We start from the raw sequence: 22493 nt of genomic DNA on the forward strand, positions 1-22493 counted from the left end.
ACATGGCACTGAAATCCCCGCGCGATCCCCAAGATGTCGGCTATAAGTGGCCTACTGTTCTGGCGATAGCCGTGCACGTCGCGATTGTCGCATTTAGCTTGATCAGCCTGCCGAGTAGGGAAGCAGAGCCTGACAGCTCTTCGATTGTGCAGGCTACGCTAGTCAGTACTGAAACCTTTACCGACCAGGCTCAGCAGGCAACAGAAGAGCAAGCGGCCATGAATGCGCCTGCCGAAGCGCCCACTGAACCCGAAGCGCCGGAAGAGCCTGCGTCCAGTGATAGTGAACAGCAGGCTGCCGCCGAGCAGCAAGCGGCAGAAGAAGCAGCCCGGCAGGCGGCGGAAGCTGAAGCAGAAGCACAAGCGTTAGAAGAAGCACGTGCGGCCGCGGAGGCCGAGGCCCAGCGCCGCGCTGAAGAAGCGGCTGCTCAAGCTGAGCAACAGGCGGCAGAAGCGGCTGAGCGCGAAGCCGAAGCGGAAGCGGCCGCTCAGCGCCAGCGTGAAGTGGAAGAGGCGCAGCGCCAACAGGAAGCCGCAGAGCAGCAGCAACGCGAAGAGGCAGAAGCAGAACGTCAGCGTGAAGCGGAAGAACAGCAGCGACGGGAAGCGGAAGAAGCCGAGCGTCAGCGCGAAGCAGAAGAGCAGCAGCGCCGTGAAGAAGAGGAGGCCGCACGTGAACGCGAGGCTGAAGAGCAGCGCCTTCGGGAGCAAGAGGAGGCACAGCGGGAGCGCGAGGCCGAAGCACAGCGCCAGCGTGAAGCAGAAGAGCAGCAGCGTCGTGAAGCAGAAGCTGAGCGACAGCGCGAAGCAGCGGAAGCTGCAGAGGCGGCCATGCAACGCCAACTGGCCGGTGAGGCCGAAGCGGCAGCCAATGCCCAGCAAGCTGAGCAGGCGGCGAATAATTTCAGTAACATAATGAAACGAGCTATTGAACAAGCTTGGATAATTCCCGCTGGTTCGAGTGATAGTATGCGGGCTTCTGTTAATGTGCGTCTGGGGCCGTCGGGGGAGGTATTATTAGTAAACGTAACATCATCAAGTGGCGATAATGCCTTTGACCAATCAATTATTCAGGCGGTTGAGCAAGCAGCACCGTTTTCTGAACTACTACAGTTAACAGACGCTCAGCAGCGCGAAATCCGACGCAATATCACATTGAACTTTTCCCCAGGGGGAGTCCGTTGATGCAAACTCAAGTGTTAAAAAAGTTTTGGTTATTATGCTTGCTGTTCACGTTTAGCAGTGTGGCTAGCGCCAACTTAACTATTGAGATCACGCGAGGCAGCGATCAAGCGCTGCCTATAGGAGTGGTGCCGTTCGCTGGCTCAGACGGCCTGCCCGAAGACGTCGCCCAGATTGTCCAGGATGACCTTGAACGCAGTGGCTATTTTGCTCCTCTAGAGCGTAGCGCTATGTTCGAGCAGCCGAGCCAATCTGACGATGTGCAATTCGGCACCTGGCGTTCGCTTGACGTTCGCTACCTTGTTGTCGGCCGGGCGGCACAAACTGACGGCGGCTTCGAACTGCAATTCGAACTGATGGATATTAGCGGGCAGCGCCGGATGATAGGTGAAACCGTAACGGTTCGGGGCAATGATCTGCGTGGCGCTGCCCACTACATCAGTGATCAAATCTTTGAAGAGATTACCGATATCCGTGGTGCGTTCTCCACCAAAATTGCTTACGTCACAGCCCAAGGTATCGGTGACAATATGCAGTTTGGTCTTTACGTTGCCGACGCCGATGGTCGCCGCAGTGAGCAGGTGTTGACCTCAGATGAACCGATCATGTCACCCGCTTGGTCGCCTGATGGTACCAAGCTCGCCTATGTCTCTTTTGAGACTGAGCGTCCGGCAATCTATATTCAGGATGTAGCCACCGGCCAGCGTGTGCAAGCGACCTCATTCGATGGCATAAATGGTGCGCCAGCGTGGTCGCCGGATGGACGGCGTATTGCCATGTCGCTGTCTAAAGATGGCCAGCCTGAAATTTACATTATGGATGTTGCCAACCGATCCGTTGAGCGCATTACCAATAACAACAGCATTGACACGGAACCCGCTTGGGCGCCGAATGGGCGCAGCCTGTTGTTTACTTCGGATCGCAGTGGCGGCCCACAGCTATATCAATACACGCTGGGTGGTGGAGAGGCTCAGCGTCTGACATTTACCGGTAATTACAATGCCCGCGGACGCTATTCACCGGATGGAGAGCAGATATTCTTGATTCACCGCTCTAGCCGAGGTTACCAAGTAGCTAGGCAGGATCTAAGTGGCGATCGCTTGGTGGTGTTGAGTGAATCAACAAGAGATGAATCTCCTAGTGTTGCGCCGAACGGGACCATGGTAATCTTCGCTACCCAACAGGGTAATAGTGGGGTACTAAGTGCTGTGTCTGCCGATGGTCGTTCTTCATTCAGGCTGCCATCAGCACAAGGCGATGTCCGTGATCCAGCTTGGTCACCCTTCTTAAATTGATCAAATCAATTGATTAATATCGAAATTTTTAGTTTTCAGGCAAGGAGTCTGATTATGCAAATTAAACCGTTGGCTCGCTCACTAGCAGCAGCGCTATCTATCGTGGTAATTGCTGGCTGTTCCAGCACCGGCGGAACCCAAGACGGTGACTCGTATGGTAGCCAGGATGGCAGCTCGACCGGTTCCAGCACCTCGGGTACAGGCACAGGCAGTCAGTATGGCTCTACTTCTGGTTCCGGCGCTGGTCAGCAGGCTGATTCACGCATTCCAGAGGTACGCACGATCTATTTCGATTTTGATCGCGATACGATCAAGAGTGAGTACGAATCCGTGGTAATGGCTCATGCGCGCTACTTACGTGCCAACCCTAATGCCCAGGTGGTTCTCCATGGACATACGGATGAGCGTGGTACCCGTGAGTACAACATGGCACTTGGTGAGCGTCGTGCTAACGCCGTGCAGCGTTTCCTGAACATCCAGGGCGTATCTTCTTCACAAATGAGCGTGGTTAGCTATGGTGAAGAGCGTCCGGCTGTCAACGGTCAAGACGAGAGTGCCTACGCTCAGAACCGTCGTGTTGTGTTTAACTACTAAGCATTAACTATTGAGTGTTTAACCACTGATGAATCCGGCGTGCGGTTATCCGCACGCCGTTTACGTCTCCGGAGTCATCATGAATCACAGTCTCAAGCGTTACGTTGGGAGGCTGTGCGGTGCGGGAGCCATTGCGCTCCCGCTGTCCGTATTGTCCCTAACGGCCACCGCTCAACAGCCGCTCGTGCAAGACCTCTCTAACTCTTCCGCTAACGCTTCCAACAGCGGCTTCTACCAGCAGACGCAGCGGCAGGAAGCGTCAAGCGGCAATCTTGTACTGTTTAACCAGGTACAGGAGCACCAGCAGGAGATCCAACAGCTACGTGGTCAGATTGAAGAGTTGCGCCACCAGTTGGAACAGTTGCGTCGCCAATCGCAGCAGCAGTATCTCGACATTGAAGATCGCCTTATGAGCAGCGGCCCAACCCAGATCGAGCAGTCAACGCCAGCGGTAGAGCCTGAAGCCGCCGAGGAAGTTGTCAATGCACCTTCTAGCCGCAATGTCAGTGAAGACGCCCAAGCCGATTATCAAGCAGCCTTTGCGCATGTTCAGGCACGTCGTTTTGACGAAGCGATTGCGGCCTTTGAAGCCTTTGTGAGCGACCATCCTGATACGAGCCTAACGGCGAATGGCCACTACTGGCTGGGTGAGCTATATGCGGCAGAGGGCGAGTTGGATGCCGCCGATCAGGCGTTTAGTCGCGTGATCGAGGAGTATAGCGGCAGCAGTAAAGTGCCGGATGCGATGTATAAGTTAGGCTTGGTGAAGGCGCGTAAAGGCGAAGCAGAGCGCAGCCGTGAGTTGCTTGAGCAAGTGCGCGATGATTATCCGCAAAGTAGTGCGGCAGGCCTTGCTAACGATTTCTTACGCCAATCAGCAAGTTAATATTTTTTGATCTATTTTTGCTTCAGGGAATCAGCATGAGCTGCAAGATCGACTATCAACCAGCGCCCAACCTATTGGAAAATCGCATCGTGTTGGTAACCGGCGCAGGGGACGGCATTGGCCGTGCGGCAGCGTTGAGCTACGCCCAGCACGGTGCAACGGTGATTCTGTTGGGGCGCACTATTGCCAAGTTAGAGCGTGTATATGATGAAATCGAAGCGGCCGGTGGCCCCCAGCCAGCGATTTTTCCGCTTAACTTTGAGGGCGCCACACTAAAAGATTTCCATGATATGGCGGAGACGTTGGATAAAGAGTTTGGGCGCTTGGATGGTTTGCTGCATAACGCTGGGCTATTAGGCCGCATCACGCCCTTCGATCAGTATAATCCTGAGCTTTGGCAGCAGGTTATGCAGGTCAATATTAATGGGCCCATCTGGATGACGCAGGCGCTACTGCCTCTGCTGCAGGCGTCTGATGATGCGTCGGTTATTTTTACCTCCTCCAGCGTTGGCCGCAAAGGTCGCGCCTATTGGGGCGCTTACTCCGTGTCTAAGTTTGCCACTGAAGGTTTTGTGGAAGTACTGGCCGACGAGTTGGATAATCAGTCCAACATCCGGGTTAATTCGCTCAATCCAGGGGCGACGCGAACTCAAATGCGACGTACTGCGTTTCCCGGTGAAGACCCTCTCATGCTTCGCACACCGGAAGATATTATGCCCACCTACTTGTGGCTTATGGGGCCAGACAGTGCAGGCACCAGCGGCCAAAAGCTTGATGCCCAGCCGCCCCGGGTATAGCGCTTGAGTTTAGGCTTTATCAGAGTCGATGCCCTCGGTAATCAAGCGCTTGAAGTTATCGCTAGCGTTTGAAGCCGTTCAGGGCATCGACCAGCGCGTCACACTCACCAAACCACAAATCAGCAGGCCACTGCTGGTAGTCATCCTCCTCGCTGATATAGCCGTAGCCAACGGCCACAGCCGTCATCCCCGCTGCGACGGCCGCGTCAATATCCCGGGCATGATCGCCGATATACCAACACTGTTCAGGCTCAACGCCTAGCCGTCGGGCTGCTTCCCAAAGTGGCTCAGGCGCTGGTTTTTTTACACTTAGGTCGTCTGCACAAAGCAGGGCGCCGGGCTGCAGCGCCAAGGCTTCCAGCAAGGGGAGGGTGTAACGGCGCGGCTTATTGGTCACAATCCCCCAGGGGCGCTGATCGCCATGCCACTCTTTCAGCCATACATCGAGTGGCGAGAAAACTCGGCTGTGTACAGCGACAGCCTGCTCATAGGCATCAAGCAGAAATTGACGTGCCCGAGTATGCCCATCTGAAGAGGCTTCTAACCCCAGCGCCAATGTGACCAGCGCACTCCCGCCGTTAGAGACCTGACGGCGAATCACTTCAAAGGGGAGTGGGTCTAAACCATGGTGTAGGCGTAGCGTGTTGGTTGCTTGGGCTAAATCTGGCGCGGTATCGACCAGGGTGCCGTCTAGATCAAAGAGTATGGCTTGAGGCGCATGTATCGGCATTTAGTCGCTTACCTTACGGCAGTACATCATGTAGTTGACCGACACATCATGGCTGACCAGACGGTAGTGGCGGGTTAGCGGATTGTAGGTCAGGCCTGTCTGCTCACGTACTTCTAAGCCACTGTCTCGAGACCAGGCTGCCATTTCTGAAGGGCGAATAAATTTCGCATAGTTATGCGTGCCCCGGGGGAGCAGCCTTAGCACATACTCAGCACCCAAAATGGCAAACGCGTAAGATTTGGCGGTGCGATTCAGAGTAGAGAAAAATACAAAGCCACCAGGGCGAACCAGGGCGCTACAGGCGCGAATGACGGATGCCGGGTCGGGTACGTGCTCAAGCATCTCCATGCAGGTCACTGCATCGTAAAACCCCGGCTTTTGAGTTGCCATAGCCTCCACGCTGATGTGTTGGTAATCAATCTCAACGCCGCGCTCTTCCGCATGCAGCCTGGCGACGGCTAATGGGGCTTCACCCAGATCGATGCCAGTGACGTTAGCCCCGCGGTTGGCCATGGACTCACTTAAAATGCCTCCGCCGCAACCTACATCCAGCACCTTTTTTCCCGCCAGCCCCGCTCGGGCATCAATAAAGTCGAGGCGCAGGGGATTAATTTCATGGAGCGGTTTAAATTCACCTTGCGGATCCCACCAGCGGCTGGCGAGCGCTTCAAATTTAGCGACTTCGGCTGCATCGACGTTGCCTTGATAGTGACCAGCAGTGCTATCCTGTGGTGTCGCTTGCATGTTGTGACTCCCATTGTCATTGAGCATTAAGCAATCATTGGCGCTTAATCACTGGTTTTAATCCATTTGCACTGGTTATCGTCCATTGACGAGGTGGCATCCATCCGCGCCTTCAGTATTATGGACATTCTAACCACTCCTGTGTCGGAACGCATGAAAAGGACCTCTCTATGATTCGCAAGGCCGTACTTCCTGTCGCTGGGTTTGGCACCCGCTGCTTGCCGGCTTCGAAGGCTATTCCAAAGGAGATGATTACGATTGTCGATAGGCCAGTCATTCAATATGTCGTTGAAGAAGCGATAGCCGCGGGGATTCGCGAAATTGTACTGGTGACCAGTAGTAATAAAAGCGCGATCGAAAACCACTTTGACACTCACGCCGAGCTGGAAGCCAGTCTGGAAGCAAAAGGTAAGCACGAACTTTTGGAGATGTTGCGCAATCTGGTGCCAGATAATGTCAGCATTATCAGCATTCGCCAGGGAGTACCGTTAGGGCTGGGCCATGCGGTGCTCTGCGCTCGCCCGATCATTGGCGACAATGAACCGTTTGCCGTGCTGCTGCCCGATGTGCTGGTCGATAATAGTGCCAACCCAGCGACCGATTTGGCGGGCATGTTAGCAGCCTATGATCAGCAGCAAACAGCGCAGCTGATGGTGGAAGAGGTGGCTTGGGAACACGTCGAAAAGTATGGCATCGTGGCGCCAGCCGATGATGTGCCCGCGCCTAATCAATCGGCAGATCTGGTGGGTATGGTGGAAAAGCCAAAACGTGATGCAGCACCCTCAAATCTGGCGGTGATTGGCCGTTATGCGCTGCCGGGCCATATTTTCCCTATTTTAGCAGCCACGAAGCCCGGTGCCGGTGGTGAAATTCAGCTAACCGATGCGCTTGAAACGCTACGTGAACAGTCGGGCGTCCAGGCCTATCGCATGCAGGGCACTACCTACGATTGCGGTCAGCCGCTGGGTTATCTTGAAGCCACGCTCGCCTATGCGCGTCGGCATCCTGAGTTTGGCGAGGGCTTCAAAGCCTTGCTGTCACGTTACCACCAAGGAGAGTAACCCATGCGGGTGTTACTTTACGGTAGCGAGTTAAGCGCAGCGACGGCAGCCGCTGCGTTAGCCTGGGTGGGGCATCAGGTACAGTGGTTGCCTCATGCTGACGCGCCCTGGTCAGCGCTTTCTCAGGTGGATTGGCTACGCAGCGAACCTCAACTAATGACGCACCTTGAACAGGGGTTGGCGGAAGGGACGCTGCAGGTCATTGATCAGCTTAAGGATGCGGTCATTCCTGAAGTGATCTGGTTGGCGTTATCGCCCGCACAGCGCAATTCCGCCAGTACGCTTGTTGAAGATTCGCTACTGGCTGACCAGCAGGGCATTGTGCTTATCAATAACTCAACGTTTCCCGTCGGTGAGACCGAGCGCCTGCATGCGTTGATGGGCACCCAGCACACTAGTGTGGCCCTCCCTGACACGCTGGAAGAGGGTCGGGCGTGGGACTCGTTTACCCGCCCCTCTAGGCGACTGCTGGGGTGTGATGATGCCACAGGCGAACAGGTCACCAGGGAGCTACTCCGCGCCTTTAATCGCCGCAGCGAGGTCTTCCAATGTATGCCCCGCCGCGCTGCGGAGCTTACCAAGCTGGCGATTAATGGGATGCTCGCTACGCGCATCAGTTATATGAATGAAATTGCGGGCTTGGCTGATACCCTGGGGGTGGATGTTGAGCATGTAAGGCAGGGAATGGGCGCCGACTCGCGTATTGGTTTTGAATACCTGTATCCCGGGTGTGGGTTTGGCGGGCCTAACTTCTCACGGGATTTGATTCGCCTGGCCGATGTTCAGCTCCAAAGTGGCCGCTATTCAGCGCTGCTTGAGCAGGTGATGGATATCAACGAGCAGAAGAAAGAGACTCTGTTCCGCAAGTTATGGGCTCACTTTGCTGGCGAGATGGCGGGTAAAACAGTGGCGATTTGGGGCGCTGCGTTTAAACCCGGCACTGCGCGTATTGATCATGCTCCGGTATTAACGCTGCTTGAAGCGCTTTGGGCGCAGGGGGTTAACGTTCAGCTCCACGACCCAGCGGCGGTGCCGGCTCTGCGCGCTTTGGTAGGCGAGCGCGACGATCTGGTGACTTATACCCATGACCTCTATCAGGCCTGTGAGGGGGCCGATGCCCTGATGCTGGTGACCGAATGGAAAACGTATTGGAACCCTGACTGGCACCGACTCGGCTCGCTATTAAACGCTAAACTCGTATTGGATGGGCGCAATATTTACGATCCTGAGTTTGTTGCCAGCTGTGGATTAATGTACCGAGGTATTGGCCGTCGTGCCGACCCGAAGACTCTTTGAGGAAATGTCATGCCAGACGCTACCGCATCCTCTCGTATTGTGCCCGATGTGGATCAAAGCTTGACGGCGCAACATCTACGCCATCGAAAGGGGCCGACAATATGGCCGTTATGGCTATGTCTGCTGCTGATCATTGCGCTATTGGGCGCGGCGGCAGTTGGTCTGTGGTACGAACGTGAACGGCTGCTGGATGAGATTCACCGGGTGAGTGGGGAGGTCTCTAACGTACATGCTCGGTTGGATTCGGATGACACGGATGTACAAGATACGATAACCTTTGTACAAGCTCAGCTGTCGACTCTCTTCCAAGAGCAGGAGCAGCTTGCCACCTCGTTGGCTGCCACCCGGGAGGAGCTATACGGTTTTCTCACCACGAGTGAGGATACGGTCTCTAGCGACTCGATCAACACGCTGATGCAGCAGTTGGCTCAGTTTAGGGAGCAAGCCGAACTGCGAGACAGCCAATTGATGGCGGTGAGGGAATCGCTTGACGCTTTGGAACAAACCGGGACATCGGGTCGTCAAAATCTCGTTGAAGAGGTCTCCCATTTGGAGCAATTGACCGAACAGCGGATCGAGGCGCTGGATAGCCAACTCAATAGCGTGACCAGTGCTTGGGAAGAGCAGTTGTCAGCCCAGAGAGCTACCATTGAGGATCGCTTTGATGAATTGGAAACGTCCGTTGCAGCGCTCGAAGCACCGGCAGATCAGTCAGCCCTGGAAGAACTGGAGCAACAGTGGTCTCAACGCCTGAATTCGCTGGAAAGCGATGTGCGCCAAGTCCGCCAAGCACAGCTTGCTTTCAGTGCCCAGCTAGAGATGTTGCGTTAACGAATTGCAGCGAGTGTATGAGTGCGACTGCCTCAGCAGTGACATGCTAATGCATGGCACTGCTGAGGAGATTAAGCCGCTGATTTAGGTTGGGATAAAAATGTATGGGAAGACAACGGCAATGGACATTAGCCACAGGACGCACTTTTTTTGCAGTGCTACCGCTATTATGCGTATCGCATGGCGCATGGGCGTTGGAAGCGACTATCGAGGGTGTTTCCAATGAGGTCGAAGGCAATATCCAAGCCTATTTACAGAACATCGATGCAGCGCAATATACCGAGGTGCGCCTGGAGGGCGAAGTTCGCCGACGCACCCAGGAAGCAATGCGCGTTTATGGCTACTACGAGCCTGACATAACCCTTGAGCGGGCCACGGATGAGCGCGTCTGGCTTGAAATCGAGCCGGGCCCCCAGGTTGAAATTGAAATTCTGTCAATCAATGTGGAGGGCGATGCAAGCGAAGACCCCCCTTTTCAACAGGCCGTAAAGGACTTTCCTCTAAAGGAGGGGGATGCGCTGCGCCATGCCCCGTGGGATCGCTTGAGCAGTCAGTTTTCAGGATTGGCTATCGAGCGTGGCTACTTTGACTGGGGGTTTACTGATCGGCGTATGGAAGTGCGCCCCTATTTGCAAAGTGCGCGACTCTATATGGATTTTGATAGCGGCCCCCGCTATCAATTTGGTGATACCTCTATCACCGGCAGTCATATTGAGCTAGACAGGTTGCGGCGCATACAGCCTTTCGAGCAAGGCGATCCCTATTTGGCCCAATCCCTAGCGGAGTATAATCAATCGCTCGCTGAAACCGGCTGGTTCAGTTCGGTCTCTGTTCGCCCCCGTCTTGAAACAGCCCAAGAGTTAACGATCGCTCCTTCTGGCGGTGGTGCCCCCTGGTGGAGTGAAGCCACTGCATCGCAGCCTGAGCGACCACGTTTAAGCAGTGCAGCACTTGCTAGCGCGCTGCGTATTAATAAGCGCGATGATGCTCAGCTTCCTATCGATATCAGCGTAACGCCTGCTGATCGTCACCAGTTCGAAGTGGGTATTGGTTATGCGACTGATGTAGGGCCAAGGCTGCGGTTTGGTTGGGATCAACCATGGATTAACCGCTATGGTCATAGTCTTGATCACGACCTCTATTTATCCGCCCCAGAGCAGCGTTTTACCGGTGTCTATAATGTGCCCCTTGAGGATCCGCTTCGCGACAGCTATCGGCTTCAGTACGGGGTTCGTAACGTCGATGACAGCGACACCAAGTCGCTAGAAGGCACCGTTGAACTGGCTCGTCGGTGGCAGTTTGATAATGATTGGGTACAAACCCTCTATTTTCGTACTACCTATGAGGACTTCGAACAGGGCGGCGAGGCAGATGAGGTATGGCTGTTCTATCCCGGCATTCAGTGGTCACGTACGCGAACACGCCCTCAGCGCTTCCCATTATGGGGTGACCGCCAGCAGCTCTCGATAGAGTATTCGGACACCGTTTGGGGATCGGATGCGACATTTGCTCGTATCACGGGAGATACGGAGTGGATCCGTATGGTCGGCAACGATAATCGCTTCTTGGCGCGCGTAAGTGTAGGCGCCATTGAAACCGATGATTTTGCCAAAATACCGCCATCGCTGCGTTTTTTCGCGGGTGGCGACCGCAGTGTACGCGGTTACTCCTATGAGAGCTTATCCCCCCGCAACGACGAGGGTAGACTGAGCGGCGGCCAGCAAATGCTCACCTCAACGCTGGAGTATCAGCGCCGGGTAACGGGTGATTGGTGGGGCGCCACCTTCGTAGATAACGGCGACGCCTTTGATAACTGGGGGCCTAATGATTTGAAAACCGGTGCCGGTGCCGGTGTGCGCTGGGTCTCGCCGGTGGGGCCAATACGTTTTGACATCGCGCACCCCTTCGACCACGAAGACGATTGGCGTTTGCACTTTTCCATCGGGCCGGAATTCTAGGAGAGAGACTTGTCGCAGGTTGAACCAGCTACATCTGATAAACGCCGTATGTTGTCCCCCCGGTATCGCGCTTGGCTTCTGCTCTGGAGCTTGGTGCGTTTGGTTATCGTGTTACCCATTTGGCTGTTCGGCATTGTAGCGCTACTGGTTGGGGTGGCGTTATCTCCCTGGGGCACTGGCGTGCTGCTCTCCCAGGGTGAGCAGCGCGATTTTTTCACCTACGACCAGCATGAAGGCGGTTTGCTCGACCATTTTCAGCTCGAAAACTTTCAGCTACAGCTGGGCGAAACCCGCATCAGTGTGGATGAGTTTGAGCTCCAGTGGGCGGATGACTGCGTGTTGTCAGGGCGTTTATGTCTCGAAACGCTGCGCGTGGTGGGCGCTGATATCCGATTAGGCTCAACTAATGAACAGGCGCCGCCTCCCGAAGAGGAAGGGTCGCCGCTGGCGATTCGTTTTCCATTTCCCATCGAGCTCCGTTCACTCCTGCTGGACGATGTTAGCCTACGGCTAGCCGATGGGACACAGGTGGCGTGGCGCTCCTTTAGCTCAGCTGCCGTTGCCGAAGGAAGCGAAGTGCGACTCTCGCCGACTCACTTGGAGCAACTTCGCCTCTATTTACCACCCTCATCGGGTGTTCTACTAACCCAGGGTATTGAAACACCGCTTCAGGCCGAAGCCATCGATGGTGCTATCTTGATCAACCAGCCACCCCAAGAGGCGTTGGCGGCAGTGGAATCGCCAGAGCAGCAGCTTGAAGAACGCGAGCGCCTGGAGCTGCCAGAGATCACGCTACCGGTTGATATCCAGTTACCTGAATTCACGCTTAACGATTTTCGATTGGAAGGGGCCGCCGAGTATCGCGTCGAGCGGCTGCGGCTTGGGTTGCTGACCGAAGGTGATCACGTCGAAGTCACCGAGCTTTCCGTTGTTACCCCGGACGCTGAGGCTGAATTAACCGCGAATGCCACCTTAAACGGCAATTATCCGCTCGAAGCACGTTTAGCAGTCGAACTTTTTTTACCCGAGATATACCCAGAGTTAAGTGGTGAGTCTTTAACCTTGACACTGTCTGGCCCAATGGATGCGCTTGAAGCGCAGTTGGACGCTTCCGGCGCGGTCAATGCATCCTTGAGAGGGGAAGTCGACGTACTCGCCCCGACGCTGCCGTTCCAACTGCAGCTACAAAGTGACCAATTACAGTGGCCTTTGCCTGTCAGTACAGATGAGAGTAGCAATGAGAGCGTCGATGCCAGCGCTGAAGAGGGGACAGCCCAAGCCTATACAGTCGATGACCTGGATCTACAGGTAACCGGCAGCCTGAGCGATTATAGTGCTCAATTGGCTCTGGCGGTCGAGGGCCCGAGCCTGCCGCGCACTCAAATTAACGTCACCGGAGAGGGCGATCTTGAGCAGTTTAGCTGGCAACCTCTCACCCTCGCGGTCGACGAGAGCTCCCTGCGCAGCGAAGGCAATATCAACTGGGTAACACCGCTACAGGTCAACACGACCATTCGTCTGGATCAGTTCAACCCTGCCCACTTCGTCGACCAGCTAGAGGGTGATTTAAACGGCGACATTGAACTTAGGCTGCGTCAGCAAGGGGATTTGTGGGCTATTAACGTGCCCAACCTAGCGATCGACGGTGAGCTGCGTGACTATCCGCTAACCCTTCAAGCATCTTTTGACGCTAACAGTAACCTGGAGCTGGATATTGATGAACTGCTGTTCACCCAGGGGAATAATCGCCTAGAAGCTGCTGGACAAGTCAGCCAACAGGCGATGTCATTAGATGCGGAAATTGCCCTACGCCAGTTGCAAACTCTCTCGCCAGATTTGGCAGGCACTATCGTGGGTACGTTAGAGGCTAGCGGCAGCTTTGATCAGCCTCAATTACTCGCCAACTTACAGGGCGATGGCGTCCGTTTTGGTGAAAACCGCATTGAGCGGTTTGCGTTAGATGCCGATGTACAGGGCATTGATAATCCCACTCTGGACGTACAACTGGCGCTACAAAACGCCAATGTGGGGGGGCAGTCGCTGACAAACATCGAGGCAGATCTGGCTGGTCGCCTCTCAGAGCATCGGTTTGAGCTAAGCGCACAAGGCGCCGACAACAGCGCTCTAAGCCGTGCGCAGCTTGCTTTGGAGGGCCGTTATGACCAGCAGGGCCAGCGGTATCAAGCTCGCTTGACACCGTTTGAGATCGATTCGGAGGCAGGAGATATTCGCCTTGAAGCCCCTATGGACGTGCGCTACAACCTAGCTAATGGCGAGGCACGTCTGTCGACGTTCTGTCTGCGCCGTGAGCAGGGCGGGCTGGTCTGCTCCGAAGAGGAGATCGTCGCTTCTGCACAACAGGGCAACGCTGTGCTCACGGTACGCGAAGTGCCAATGGAAATGTTGGAGCCTTTCCTGCCGGAAGAGTGGCAGCTAGAGGGCGACACAACCGCGGATCTCGTCGCCAACTGGCGCCAGGGTGGGGCCCGATGGCAGGCTGATCTGCAAATTCTTAGTGAGCTCGCGATTACTGCCGTTAATGATTATGGCCAGCCTGTCGAACTGCCGGAAATCAGTTTAGACGCTCAGATTGAAGCCACCCAATCTCAGGCGGATGCCAATGTATCGCTCTCGCTTGCCGAAGCGGGGGATCTCAACTTAGACCTGTCGGTCAACGACCCATTAGGGGCCGGCGCATTATCAGGCGAACTGCGCGCAAACAGTGTGTCGCTGCAGCCCTACCGGCCCATGTTGGTGGGAATGGATCGATTGGAAGGCGATTTATCGGGCAGCGTGCAAATTACCGGCACCACTGCGGCCCCTGATTTACAGGGCCAGCTCGGCCTACGCGGTATCGGGGTAAGCGGCCCGGATATCCCTGTCGACATTCAGGGGGGAGAGCTGGTGGTCTCTTTCGATGGTGAGCAGGGCGACATTAACGGTTACCTGGCCGCTGAGCGCGGGCGTTTGGAAATCACCGGTGATGCTTATTGGCCAAGCGGTGATGACTGGCGGATTGGCGTCGACCTGGATGCCGTCCAAGAGCCTATCCTGGTCGTGCTACCTCAGTTTGGGAGGCTCGAGGTCGCGCCTGATATCCGCATTCGGGTTACGCCTGAAAGGCTGCAGGTGAGGGGGGATGTCAATCTACCCTGGGCGCGGCTTGAAATTGGCGATATGCCCTCGTCAGCGGTGACCCCGAGTGGCGATGAAGTGATTATTACTGAACGCGATGATCGCCAGGCAGAAATTGAGGCCCAGCGGGCGGCTGCCAATGAGGAAGGCCCCAGCGCCGCGGATGAACTGGCCGCTACTGGCATGGAGATTGATGTGCTGGTGACCTTAACCTTGGGCCGTGATATGCAAATTTCAGCCTACGGCCTGGAATCCGGATTGGGAGGCGCGCTGGAAATTCGCCAAAGCAGCGGGGCATTGCAGCTGTTTGGTGACGTTAATTTGGTCGACGGTCGTTTTCAGGCGTTCGGCCAAGACCTGGTTATTCGACGCGGTGAACTGCTGTTTAGCGGCCCACCGGGGCTGCCAACACTCGACTTCGAAGCCATTCGCAACCCTGACGTCACCGAAGATGATGTCATCGCGGGCTTGCGGGTAACCGGCAGCGCCGAAGCCCCAAACGTACTGATCTTTTCTGAACCCGCCATGGACGAATCCCGCGCGCTTTCTTACCTATTACGGGGTCGCGCACCGGATGCCTCCGGTGGTGGTGTGGATAGCGCCCTGACAACCGCGCTAATCGGTATGTCCTTAGGGCGCACCGGTGGTGCGGTGGGCTCGATTGGTGAAGCCTTCGGTATTGACGACTTGACGCTGGATACCGCCGGTGCTGGTGACGACAGCCAAGTTGCTGTCAGCGGTCAACTGACCGATGATCTTAGAATTAGTTACGGTGTAGGAATTTTCTCGCCAATTGCCGAACTAACACTGCGCTACACCCTGTGGCGTAATCTGTATGTGCAGGCCGTCTCGGGTACCAATCAAGCGGTGGATTTAATCTACACGTTTACCCGTTCCGGTAATCCCGAAATCATTCAGCAGCAATAAGCGAGGGTGATATGTCACTTTTTTCAAACGCTAGCTCAGGCCGTGTATTGCCAGGACGTGATACGCCGATAGAAACAAGCCAACTGCATACCATTAATGGGCACTCGCTCCATCCGCCATTCCCCGAGGGCCATGAAGAGATAGTGCTGGGGATGGGCTGCTTCTGGGGCGTGGAGCGCCTGTTTTGGCAACTACCTGGCGTTTATGTCACTGCGGCGGGATATGCCGGCGGAGAAACCCCAAACCCCACCTACGATGAGACGTGCACAGGGCGTACTGGCCACACCGAAGTGGTGCGGGTAATTTATGATCCTAAGCAAATCACGCTGGAAACATTGCTGCAGGTTTTCTGGGAGCAGCATGATCCGACCCAGGGCAATCGCCAGGGCAACGATATTGGTTCCCAGTACCGCTCCGCTATTTTTACCACCAGCGAAGCGCAGCAATCGGCAGCCGAGCAGAGTGCGGCTGCGTATCAGCAGGCACTCGATAAGGCGGGTAGAGGGGCGATCACCACCGAGATCAAGCCACTTGAAACCTTTTATTACGCCGAGGCCTACCATCAGCAGTACCTCGATAAAAATCCCAATGGCTACTGTGGCCTTAAAGGGACTGGCGTCACGTGCCCAATAGGGTAAAAAGTACTTCATTAGCCATTTTACCAACGCATCATCGACAGGTAGCCATTATGCAGCAGCGCTATCACTTACAGTGGGCTTCCCCGCGCAGTGCGGCAGCCAGCGTCTTGGCGCTAATTTTATCCGCGCCGCTGGCTTGGGCAGGTGATGAGGCAAGTGGCTTGGCCATGCCTCAGGCGGTCAGCGATACGCCATTCGCAAGCGAACGCGAAGCCGTGATTTGGCGCCGCGAAGAGCTTAAAGATATTGAGAGTCTGGTGCGTCAGTTGCGCTTTGACTTAATCAATAATCAAGATATTGAGGCCGCAACGCCGCGATTGCTTGAGCTACAAGAGCGCGCCAGTGCGCAACGTCTGTTGCCTGCCTTTATTGAGGGCACACACGGCAGTGGTTCTGAAGCGCGGGCCTCTATATGGGAGGAGTGGGATCAGTTCGCTGCCGGTTTTAGCGACCTTGAGGATAAAATCGCCAATTTGATAGATGTGGCCGAGCAACAGAACCCGCGTGATACCGCACGCGCGCTTTCAGAGGTAGGAGCGAGCTGTAAAAGTTGCCATCGTGCTTACCGCTACGACTAGCGTAGCGGTAAGTCTTGGAGATGGGTCGTGGAGATAAGTCTTGGAGATAGCTTTTGGAAATGGCTTTTGGAAGTCACTATTTAAAAAATAGGCGCTGGGGAGGGCGCTCAATCTCCTTGCTGGAGGCGATCAATGCGGTAAAGTGTTTCCACTTGCTCTAAGCCACTTATCGTGCAATTAAGATCTTTAACGCGTCCATCGCTTAACCCATAGACCCAGCCATGCACAGAGATTTGTTGGCCACGCTGCCAGGCACGTTGCAGAATCTTGGTGCGGCATAAACTGTTTACTTGGGCTTTTACGTTAAGTTCACACATGCGGTCGATTTGATCTTCAAGCGGGAGATGCTCCAGCGAGCTCCGATGGTGGTTGTACTGTTCGCGAACCGAATGCAACCAGTAATCCACCACGCCGCATTCGCCTCCCATCATGGCGGCCTTAATGCCCCCGCATCCATAGTGGCCGACAATCATGACATGGCTGACCTTGAGTACATCCACCGCGAACTGAACCACCGACAGCGCGTTCATATCCGTGTGATGGAGTAGATTGGCGACGTTACGATGGACGAAAACCTCGCCAGGAGGGAGGGCAATAATTTGATTTGCGGGCACGCGGCTGTCGGAGCAGCCAATCCATAAATAATCGGGGTTTTGCTGGTTCGAGAGACGTTTAAAGTAGTCGGGGTCTTCTTCACACATGCGCTCAGCCCAAGCGCGGTTATTATCGAGTAGCGTCGCAATAGGGTCAGACATAGCGTCTCCAGTAAGGTTAAGGGGGTTCAAATGGCTGGTAGGTAAACGGAATATCAAACCCTACTCAGTATAAAATTAGTGACTGCATAAAATATGAACTAGTTCAAAATAGCCGCAGAAGGTTTTAACCTCCCTTGGCAGTCAGGTCAACCACCGCACTTGACCTATGGGCGCTACGACTATTGATTGTGACAAATTCTAACTCCCCGGGAGCAAAGCATGGCAGACGTTTCTGAATACGAATATGACCTTCTGGTGATCGGCGCAGGCTCTGGTGGCGTGCGTGCTGCTCGCATGGCAGCCGCTACCGGGGCCAAGGTGGCGATTGCCGAAGATCGCTACCTGGGTGGCACCTGCGTCAATGTTGGCTGTGTTCCCAAAAAACTGTACTCCTACGCTGCCCATTTCCATGACAGCTTTGACGATGCGGCAGGCTTTGGTTGGCAGCTACCCGGCCCTGCGCGTTTTGATTGGCCCACACTGCGCGACAACAAAATTAGTGAAATCAAACGCCTCAATGGTATTTATCAGCGCATGCTGGAGGGGGCGGGGGTAACGCTGCTTAACGCTCGAGCACGCCTGGCCGATGCGCATAGGGTAACGCTAAGTGGCGAGCATGGTGACATGTCAGTGAGTGCGCGCAAAATCCTCCTCGCAACCGGTGGATGGCCCTGGGTGCCCGATTTTCCTGGCAGTGAATATGTCCTGGACTCCAATCAGATTTTTGATCTGAACACCTTCCCCAAGCGCTTTTTAGTGCTGGGCGGTGGCTATATTGCAGTGGAGTTCTCCAGCATCTTTAATGGACTGGGCAGCGAGACGCACCTTATCTACCGCGGTGAACTGTTTTTGAAAGGTTTTGACCAGCAGGTTCGTGAGTTCACTTGTGCTGAAATGGAGAGAAAGGGGGTTAATCTTCACTTCAACACTAATATTGAGCGTATTGAACCCGGCCAAGATGCCTACAGTGTGCATCTCACCAACGGCGATGTGCTTGAGGTCGACGTAGTGCTCGCGGCCACGGGGCGAAAAGCCAATATCCGCGATTTAGGGCTTGAAGCGTTGGGATTGAGCTTGGATGACGCGGGTAAAATCCCCGTTAACGAACGGTTTGAAACAGCGCTGCCTTCAGTATTGGCGCTAGGCGACCTAACGGCTGGGCCCGAATTGACGCCGGTCGCGCTGGCAGAGGCCATGCAGCTTGTTGATATTCATTTCGCCGATACGATTCCTCAGCCGTTGGATTACAGTACGATTCCCACCGCCGTTTTTTGCCATCCCAATATAGGTACCGTAGGACTGTCCGAGCAGGCAGCCCGGGAAAAATTTGCCAATATCCGCGTTTATAGCACCGATTTTCGTGCCATGAAGCACACGCTATCGGGCAGTCAAGAGCGCACCTTGATGAAGTTGATCGTGGACGATGCCACTGATGTAGTGGTGGGGGCCCATATGGTGGGTGATGATGCGGGTGAAATCATACAGGGTATTGCCATTGCAGTAAGAGCGGGTCTTACCAAGCAGGACTTTGACCGTACTGTAGGCATCCATCCTACAGGCGCCGAGGAGTTCGTTACGTTGCGTACGCTCACTCGCACATAGCAGCCCATGCTGTACAGGCGTGCCGATTGGCGCGCCTTTTTTTGCTCTGTGCACTACTCTAAAAGCGATAGCAGTTAAGTGGCCGAGGCGCTGTCGCATGGTTGCACTGCTCACGTATAACAAAAAATTATGGAAAGTAGGGTGGAGAATAATATGGCTTTTGAATTGCTCATAATCAGCTGTTATAATGATCATCAAATTCGCTACAGCGAAGCATAACTATGAGTACGCCGATACAACCTTTTACCCCCTCTGCTGACTTGGCCAGGCCAACGGTGGCCGATGCTGTTGTAGGTCATGTCGAGACACCGCTATTTATTCGTAAACCCAATGCGGATGATGGCTGGGGGGTTTACGAGCTGGTTAAAGCCTGCCCACCGCTGGATGTGAATTCAGCCTATGCCTACCTGCTGCTTGCGACTCAGTTTCGTGATACCTGTGCAGTCGCTACCAACGAAGAGGGTGAAATTGTTGGTTTTGTGTCTGGCTATGTTAAGGACAATGCTCCCGACACCTACTTTCTATGGCAAGTGGCTGTCGGTGAAAAAGCGCGAGGCACCGGTCTAGCCCGGCGCTTGGTTGAAGCGATTATGTCACGCCCCGAGCTTGACGATGTACATCACCTTGAAACCACCATCACCCCCGACAATCTAGCCTCTTGGGGCTTGTTTCGCCGCTTGGCTGCGCGCTGGCACGCGCCACTCAACAGCCGCGAATACTTCTCTACCGAACAGCTCGGAGGAGAGCATGACCCGGAAAACCTGGTTCGTATTGGCCCGTTCCAAACAGACCGCATCTAATACGCTGTTTTGCTAGATATTGCGTATAGGACTACCTGTTTTCCCGCTCATGTTGCTTCGGGCAAGTAACGCCTTAAGTCAAAATGATCAACCAAGGAGGTCGCTAATGCAGACCCAGACGCTTGAACGCATGGAATCCAATGTACGTACTTATTCTCGTTCCTTCCCGGTGGTGTTCACCAAAGCGCAAAATGCGCGCTTAACGGATGAGAACGGCCGTGAGTATATTGATTTCCTCGCTGGCGCGGGCACGCTTAACTACGGCCACAATAACCCGCACATGAAGCAGGCGATGATCGATTACCTGTCGACTGACGGTGTGGTTCACGGTTTGGATATGTGGACTAATGCTAAGCGTGATTATCTGGAAACGCTTGAAAACGTTATTTTCAAGCCACGTGGGCTCGACTACAAAGTGCATCTGCCTGGCCCAACCGGTACCAATGCTGTAGAAGCCGCTATCCGGCTGGCTCGTGTAGCTAAAGGCCGACACAATATTGTCACCTTCACCAATGGTTTCCATGGTGTCACCATGGGTGCCTTGGCGACGACGGGTAATCGTAAATTCCGTGAAGCCACCGGGGGCATACCTACCCAGGGTGCTAGCTTCCTGCCTTACGATGGCTACATGGGCGAGCACACCGATACCCTGGACTATTTTGAAAAACTGCTCAGCGATAAATCTGGCGGCTTGGATATCCCCGCGGGTGTCATTATCGAAACCGTGCAAGGCGAGGGCGGTATTAACGTGGCAGGCCTGGAGTGGTTGAAGCGTCTTGAAGGCATCTGCCGTGCCCACGATATTCTGCTGATTATTGACGATATCCAGGCTGGCTGTGGCCGCACAGGCAAATTCTTCAGTTTTGAGCATGCGGGTATTACGCCTGACATTATAACCAACTCGAAATCACTCTCTGGCTTTGGCTTGCCCTTTGCGCATGTGCTGATGCGCCCAGAGCTGGATAAATGGAAGCCGGGCCAATATAACGGCACCTTCCGTGGTTTCAGTTTGGCGATGGTGACCGCCACTGCAGCGTTGAAAAAATATTGGACGAATGACACTTTTGAACGCGATGTTCAGCGTAAAGGGCGTATTGTAGAAGAGCGCTTCCAAAAGTTAGCGGCGCACTTAACGGAGCACGGCATGCCTGCCAGTGAGCGTGGTCGTGGTTTGATGCGTGGTATTGACGTCGTATCGGGTGATATTGCCGATAAAATTACCAGCAAAGCCTTTGAGCATGGCCTGGTGATTGAAACCAGCGGCCAGGACGGTGAAGTGGTGAAATGTCTGTGCCCGCTAACCATTAGCGATGAAGACTTGCTGGAAGGTTTGGATATCCTCGAAATGTGCGTCAAGGCTGTTGCTAGCGAGTAACTTGGCACTAGAATTAGGTGTTACGCTGAAACAGTAAGCTCACAGGTTTTTTAGTTAGGGATATAGCGGCTGGTAGTCGCCAGCCGTTTTCAATGGAGTACTCCTATGATCGTTCGTAATCTTGAAGAAGCGCGTAAAACAGAGCGTCTAGTGACCGCTGAAAATGGTAACTGGGACAGCACGCGCCTTGTTCTGGCCAACGACAATGCCGGTTTTTCGTTCCATATTACCCGCATTTTTCCTGGCACTGAGACGCATATTCACTACAAAAATCACTACGAAGCAGTGTTTTGCTATGAAGGTGAAGGTGAAGTTGAAACCCTGGCTGACGGCAAAATCTGGCCGATCAAAGCAGGCGATATTTATCTGCTAGACCAGCATGACGAACACCTGCTGCGCGGCAAGGAAAAAGGCATGACCGTTGCCTGTGTCTTCACGCCGCCGATCACCGGTAATGAAGTTCACCAGGAAGATGGCTCATACGCAGCCCCAGAGTAAACATAACGCTAGCATGAGATGACAAAAGCAGCCTGCTAAATGAAGCGGGCTGCTTTTTTGTTGGGCCTGGGGTTTATGCAGAGAAATTTACTATGGATTTATATCTTCTCAAACACCAGGGTAATTTCACCCAGCGTGAAGCCGAATTTGCGCATGGCGGTTCGATTGATCAAACGGCCATCTGGCTGAAGGTACATCCAGTCATCCATGGTAAATGAGATCATGCGACCATCAATTTCGATATCTAACGGATAGCGCATGTGGAAGACATGACCGTATTGGCGTGCTTCAACTTGCCCATCTACATCGCTGGCGGTGCCAATCCAGCGGTGCTCATCAACGCGTTCAAATGTCCAAACGCGGCGATCGGTTTCACCGTCTGAAAATACGAAAGCCTCATCCAGTGTCAGGGTATCATCTTCGTAGGTGCCTTGGATCTCAACGGTGAAACGCCGCTGTACCTCGCCGGAGTAATCCTGCACCATGCCCCAGGCACGAGTGGTACCCGCAAAATATTCGGCAATATCCAGGCGGGGTTCAGAATCAGCGTAGTCTTCAATATTAACGCTGGCACAGCCAGCCAACATGAAGAGTAGTGTGAAGAGATAGCCAATACGCAAGGAGCGGGTCATGAGTCATTTCCTATATGAAAATGGATTTTAGTACAATGTCTGTTCAGTATTTTGCTAGCATAGAGCACCACGATGGCCGTGACTACTACTAGGCTCTCTATGGTTCGCTTAACATATATTATGTTAAATAGAGTAACCTAAGCATCTGTAATAGGTGCCCGAAAAGCTGTGATGGCGTTG

At 54.2% G+C, this 22493-nt stretch carries 20 protein-coding genes; 16 read left to right on the plus strand and 4 right to left on the minus strand.

Going from position 1 to position 22493, the window contains the following annotated elements; genetic code table 11:
• Positions 1 to 2: 2 nt before the first annotated feature.
• The 5 genes from tolA to ACFIOZ_RS10585 all read left to right on the plus strand — a co-directional run bounded on the left by tolA (position 3) and on the right by ACFIOZ_RS10585 (position 4753).
• Entirely contained in the window at positions 3 to 1184 is a 1182-nt protein-coding gene (tolA, locus tag ACFIOZ_RS10565) for a cell envelope integrity protein TolA (protein ID WP_386083818.1), read from the plus strand.
• Positions 1184 to 2476 carry a Tol-Pal system beta propeller repeat protein TolB gene (tolB, locus tag ACFIOZ_RS10570; RefSeq protein WP_386083820.1) on the plus strand — a complete coding sequence of 431 codons (1293 nt, stop codon included), beginning with the start codon at positions 1184 to 1186 and terminating at the stop codon, positions 2474 to 2476. The genes tolA and tolB overlap by 1 nt, the downstream gene beginning before the upstream one ends.
• A 54-nt stretch (positions 2477 to 2530) precedes the next feature.
• On the plus strand, positions 2531 to 3070 hold the full coding sequence (gene pal, locus ACFIOZ_RS10575; RefSeq protein ID WP_386083821.1) for a peptidoglycan-associated lipoprotein Pal: 540 nt from the start codon (positions 2531 to 2533) through the stop codon (positions 3068 to 3070).
• A gap of 79 nt (positions 3071 to 3149) precedes the next feature.
• On the plus strand, positions 3150 to 3956 hold the full coding sequence (ybgF, locus tag ACFIOZ_RS10580) for a tol-pal system protein YbgF (protein WP_386083822.1): 807 nt from the start codon (positions 3150 to 3152) through the stop codon (positions 3954 to 3956).
• Between the two features lie 35 nt (positions 3957 to 3991).
• Positions 3992 to 4753, plus strand: coding sequence for a YciK family oxidoreductase (locus ACFIOZ_RS10585; protein ID WP_211594320.1), 762 nt, complete (start codon positions 3992 to 3994; stop codon positions 4751 to 4753).
• A 61-nt stretch (positions 4754 to 4814) separates the two neighbouring features.
• On the opposite strand, the gene ACFIOZ_RS10590 is transcribed toward ACFIOZ_RS10585, so the two are convergent.
• Positions 4815 to 5483: an HAD-IA family hydrolase gene (locus ACFIOZ_RS10590; RefSeq protein ID WP_386083824.1), complete on the minus strand. Its 669-nt coding sequence runs from the start codon at positions 5481 to 5483 to the stop codon at positions 4815 to 4817.
• The gene (gene ubiG / locus ACFIOZ_RS10595) at positions 5484 to 6227 is read right to left on the minus strand and encodes a bifunctional 2-polyprenyl-6-hydroxyphenol methylase/3-demethylubiquinol 3-O-methyltransferase UbiG (protein WP_386083825.1); all 744 of its coding nucleotides are present in this window, start codon (positions 6225 to 6227) and stop codon (positions 5484 to 5486) included.
• Positions 6228 to 6397: 170 nt separating this feature from the next.
• Between ubiG and galU the strand changes: the two genes are divergently transcribed.
• The 7 genes from galU to ACFIOZ_RS10630 all read left to right on the plus strand — a co-directional run bounded on the left by galU (position 6398) and on the right by ACFIOZ_RS10630 (position 16651).
• Positions 6398 to 7288, plus strand: coding sequence for a UTP--glucose-1-phosphate uridylyltransferase GalU (galU, locus tag ACFIOZ_RS10600; RefSeq protein ID WP_211594323.1), 891 nt, complete (start codon positions 6398 to 6400; stop codon positions 7286 to 7288).
• A gap of 3 nt (positions 7289 to 7291) precedes the next feature.
• The gene (locus tag ACFIOZ_RS10605; RefSeq protein WP_386083827.1) at positions 7292 to 8584 is read left to right on the plus strand and encodes a nucleotide sugar dehydrogenase; all 1293 of its coding nucleotides are present in this window, start codon (positions 7292 to 7294) and stop codon (positions 8582 to 8584) included.
• Between the two features lie 9 nt (positions 8585 to 8593).
• The gene (locus ACFIOZ_RS10610) at positions 8594 to 9415 is read left to right on the plus strand and encodes a hypothetical protein (RefSeq protein WP_211594325.1); all 822 of its coding nucleotides are present in this window, start codon (positions 8594 to 8596) and stop codon (positions 9413 to 9415) included.
• Between the two features lie 104 nt (positions 9416 to 9519).
• The gene (locus tag ACFIOZ_RS10615) at positions 9520 to 11373 is read left to right on the plus strand and encodes an autotransporter assembly complex protein TamA (RefSeq protein WP_211594326.1); all 1854 of its coding nucleotides are present in this window, start codon (positions 9520 to 9522) and stop codon (positions 11371 to 11373) included.
• 48 nt (positions 11374 to 11421) lie between these two features.
• On the plus strand, positions 11422 to 15435 hold the full coding sequence (locus ACFIOZ_RS10620) for a translocation/assembly module TamB domain-containing protein (protein ID WP_386084052.1): 4014 nt from the start codon (positions 11422 to 11424) through the stop codon (positions 15433 to 15435).
• An 11-nt stretch (positions 15436 to 15446) separates the two neighbouring features.
• Positions 15447 to 16073 (plus strand): peptide-methionine (S)-S-oxide reductase MsrA, encoded by a 627-nt coding sequence (gene msrA, locus ACFIOZ_RS10625; RefSeq protein WP_386083830.1) that lies wholly within the window; start codon positions 15447 to 15449, stop codon positions 16071 to 16073.
• Positions 16074 to 16123: 50 nt separating this feature from the next.
• Positions 16124 to 16651 carry a c-type cytochrome gene (locus tag ACFIOZ_RS10630; RefSeq protein WP_386083832.1) on the plus strand — a complete coding sequence of 176 codons (528 nt, stop codon included), beginning with the start codon at positions 16124 to 16126 and terminating at the stop codon, positions 16649 to 16651.
• Positions 16652 to 16758: 107 nt separating this feature from the next.
• Here ACFIOZ_RS10630 and can read toward each other — a convergent pair whose 3' ends face one another.
• Positions 16759 to 17406: a carbonate dehydratase gene (can, locus tag ACFIOZ_RS10635; RefSeq protein ID WP_211594329.1), complete on the minus strand. Its 648-nt coding sequence runs from the start codon at positions 17404 to 17406 to the stop codon at positions 16759 to 16761.
• Positions 17407 to 17625: 219 nt separating this feature from the next.
• Between can and gorA the strand changes: the two genes are divergently transcribed.
• The 4 genes from gorA (at position 17626) to ACFIOZ_RS10655 (ending at position 21681) form a co-directional block, all read left to right on the plus strand.
• Positions 17626 to 19008 carry a glutathione-disulfide reductase gene (gene gorA / locus ACFIOZ_RS10640; RefSeq protein WP_386083834.1) on the plus strand — a complete coding sequence of 461 codons (1383 nt, stop codon included), beginning with the start codon at positions 17626 to 17628 and terminating at the stop codon, positions 19006 to 19008.
• A gap of 221 nt (positions 19009 to 19229) precedes the next feature.
• The gene (gene ectA / locus ACFIOZ_RS10645) at positions 19230 to 19808 is read left to right on the plus strand and encodes a diaminobutyrate acetyltransferase (protein ID WP_211594331.1); all 579 of its coding nucleotides are present in this window, start codon (positions 19230 to 19232) and stop codon (positions 19806 to 19808) included.
• Between the two features lie 106 nt (positions 19809 to 19914).
• Positions 19915 to 21183, plus strand: a complete 1269-nt coding sequence (gene ectB / locus ACFIOZ_RS10650) for a diaminobutyrate--2-oxoglutarate transaminase (RefSeq protein WP_211594332.1) — start codon at positions 19915 to 19917, stop codon at positions 21181 to 21183.
• A 105-nt stretch (positions 21184 to 21288) separates the two neighbouring features.
• A complete protein-coding gene (locus ACFIOZ_RS10655) occupies positions 21289 to 21681 on the plus strand; it encodes an ectoine synthase (RefSeq protein ID WP_035558199.1) in 393 nt (130 codons plus the stop codon).
• Between the two features lie 98 nt (positions 21682 to 21779).
• Here the strand turns inward: ACFIOZ_RS10655 and ACFIOZ_RS10660 are convergent, their stop codons facing one another.
• Positions 21780 to 22313: a DUF3833 domain-containing protein gene (locus tag ACFIOZ_RS10660; RefSeq protein WP_386083837.1), complete on the minus strand. Its 534-nt coding sequence runs from the start codon at positions 22311 to 22313 to the stop codon at positions 21780 to 21782.
• Positions 22314 to 22493 lie beyond the last annotated feature (180 nt).

This window comes from Vreelandella sp. F11 (assembly GCF_042466685.1).
Taxonomy (GTDB): Bacteria; Pseudomonadota; Gammaproteobacteria; order Pseudomonadales; family Halomonadaceae; genus Vreelandella.

Excerpts from the sequence above, each read along its gene's own strand:
- ybgF (WP_386083822.1), top strand. The coding sequence starts at position 3,150 with ATGAATCACAGTCTCAAGCGTTACGTTGGGAGGCTGTGCGGTGCGGGA.
- ACFIOZ_RS10585 (WP_211594320.1), top strand. The coding sequence starts at position 3,992 with ATGAGCTGCAAGATCGACTATCAACCAGCGCCCAACCTATTGGAAAAT.
- ubiG (WP_386083825.1), bottom strand. The coding sequence starts at position 6,227 with ATGCAAGCGACACCACAGGATAGCACTGCTGGTCACTATCAAGGCAAC.
- can (WP_211594329.1), bottom strand. The coding sequence starts at position 17,406 with ATGTCTGACCCTATTGCGACGCTACTCGATAATAACCGCGCTTGGGCT.
- ACFIOZ_RS10605 (WP_386083827.1), top strand. The coding sequence starts at position 7,292 with ATGCGGGTGTTACTTTACGGTAGCGAGTTAAGCGCAGCGACGGCAGCC.
- ectA (WP_211594331.1), top strand. The coding sequence starts at position 19,230 with ATGAGTACGCCGATACAACCTTTTACCCCCTCTGCTGACTTGGCCAGG.
- ACFIOZ_RS10620 (WP_386084052.1), top strand. The coding sequence starts at position 11,422 with ATGTTGTCCCCCCGGTATCGCGCTTGGCTTCTGCTCTGGAGCTTGGTG.
- ectB (WP_211594332.1), top strand. The coding sequence starts at position 19,915 with ATGCAGACCCAGACGCTTGAACGCATGGAATCCAATGTACGTACTTAT.
- tolB (WP_386083820.1), top strand. The coding sequence starts at position 1,184 with ATGCAAACTCAAGTGTTAAAAAAGTTTTGGTTATTATGCTTGCTGTTC.
- pal (WP_386083821.1), top strand. The coding sequence starts at position 2,531 with ATGCAAATTAAACCGTTGGCTCGCTCACTAGCAGCAGCGCTATCTATC.
- gorA (WP_386083834.1), top strand. The coding sequence starts at position 17,626 with ATGGCAGACGTTTCTGAATACGAATATGACCTTCTGGTGATCGGCGCA.
- ACFIOZ_RS10630 (WP_386083832.1), top strand. The coding sequence starts at position 16,124 with ATGCAGCAGCGCTATCACTTACAGTGGGCTTCCCCGCGCAGTGCGGCA.
- tolA (WP_386083818.1), top strand. The coding sequence starts at position 3 with ATGGCACTGAAATCCCCGCGCGATCCCCAAGATGTCGGCTATAAGTGG.
- ACFIOZ_RS10615 (WP_211594326.1), top strand. The coding sequence starts at position 9,520 with ATGGGAAGACAACGGCAATGGACATTAGCCACAGGACGCACTTTTTTT.
- galU (WP_211594323.1), top strand. The coding sequence starts at position 6,398 with ATGATTCGCAAGGCCGTACTTCCTGTCGCTGGGTTTGGCACCCGCTGC.
- ACFIOZ_RS10590 (WP_386083824.1), bottom strand. The coding sequence starts at position 5,483 with ATGCCGATACATGCGCCTCAAGCCATACTCTTTGATCTAGACGGCACC.
- msrA (WP_386083830.1), top strand. The coding sequence starts at position 15,447 with ATGTCACTTTTTTCAAACGCTAGCTCAGGCCGTGTATTGCCAGGACGT.
- ACFIOZ_RS10610 (WP_211594325.1), top strand. The coding sequence starts at position 8,594 with ATGCCAGACGCTACCGCATCCTCTCGTATTGTGCCCGATGTGGATCAA.
- ACFIOZ_RS10660 (WP_386083837.1), bottom strand. The coding sequence starts at position 22,313 with ATGACCCGCTCCTTGCGTATTGGCTATCTCTTCACACTACTCTTCATG.
- ACFIOZ_RS10655 (WP_035558199.1), top strand. The coding sequence starts at position 21,289 with ATGATCGTTCGTAATCTTGAAGAAGCGCGTAAAACAGAGCGTCTAGTG.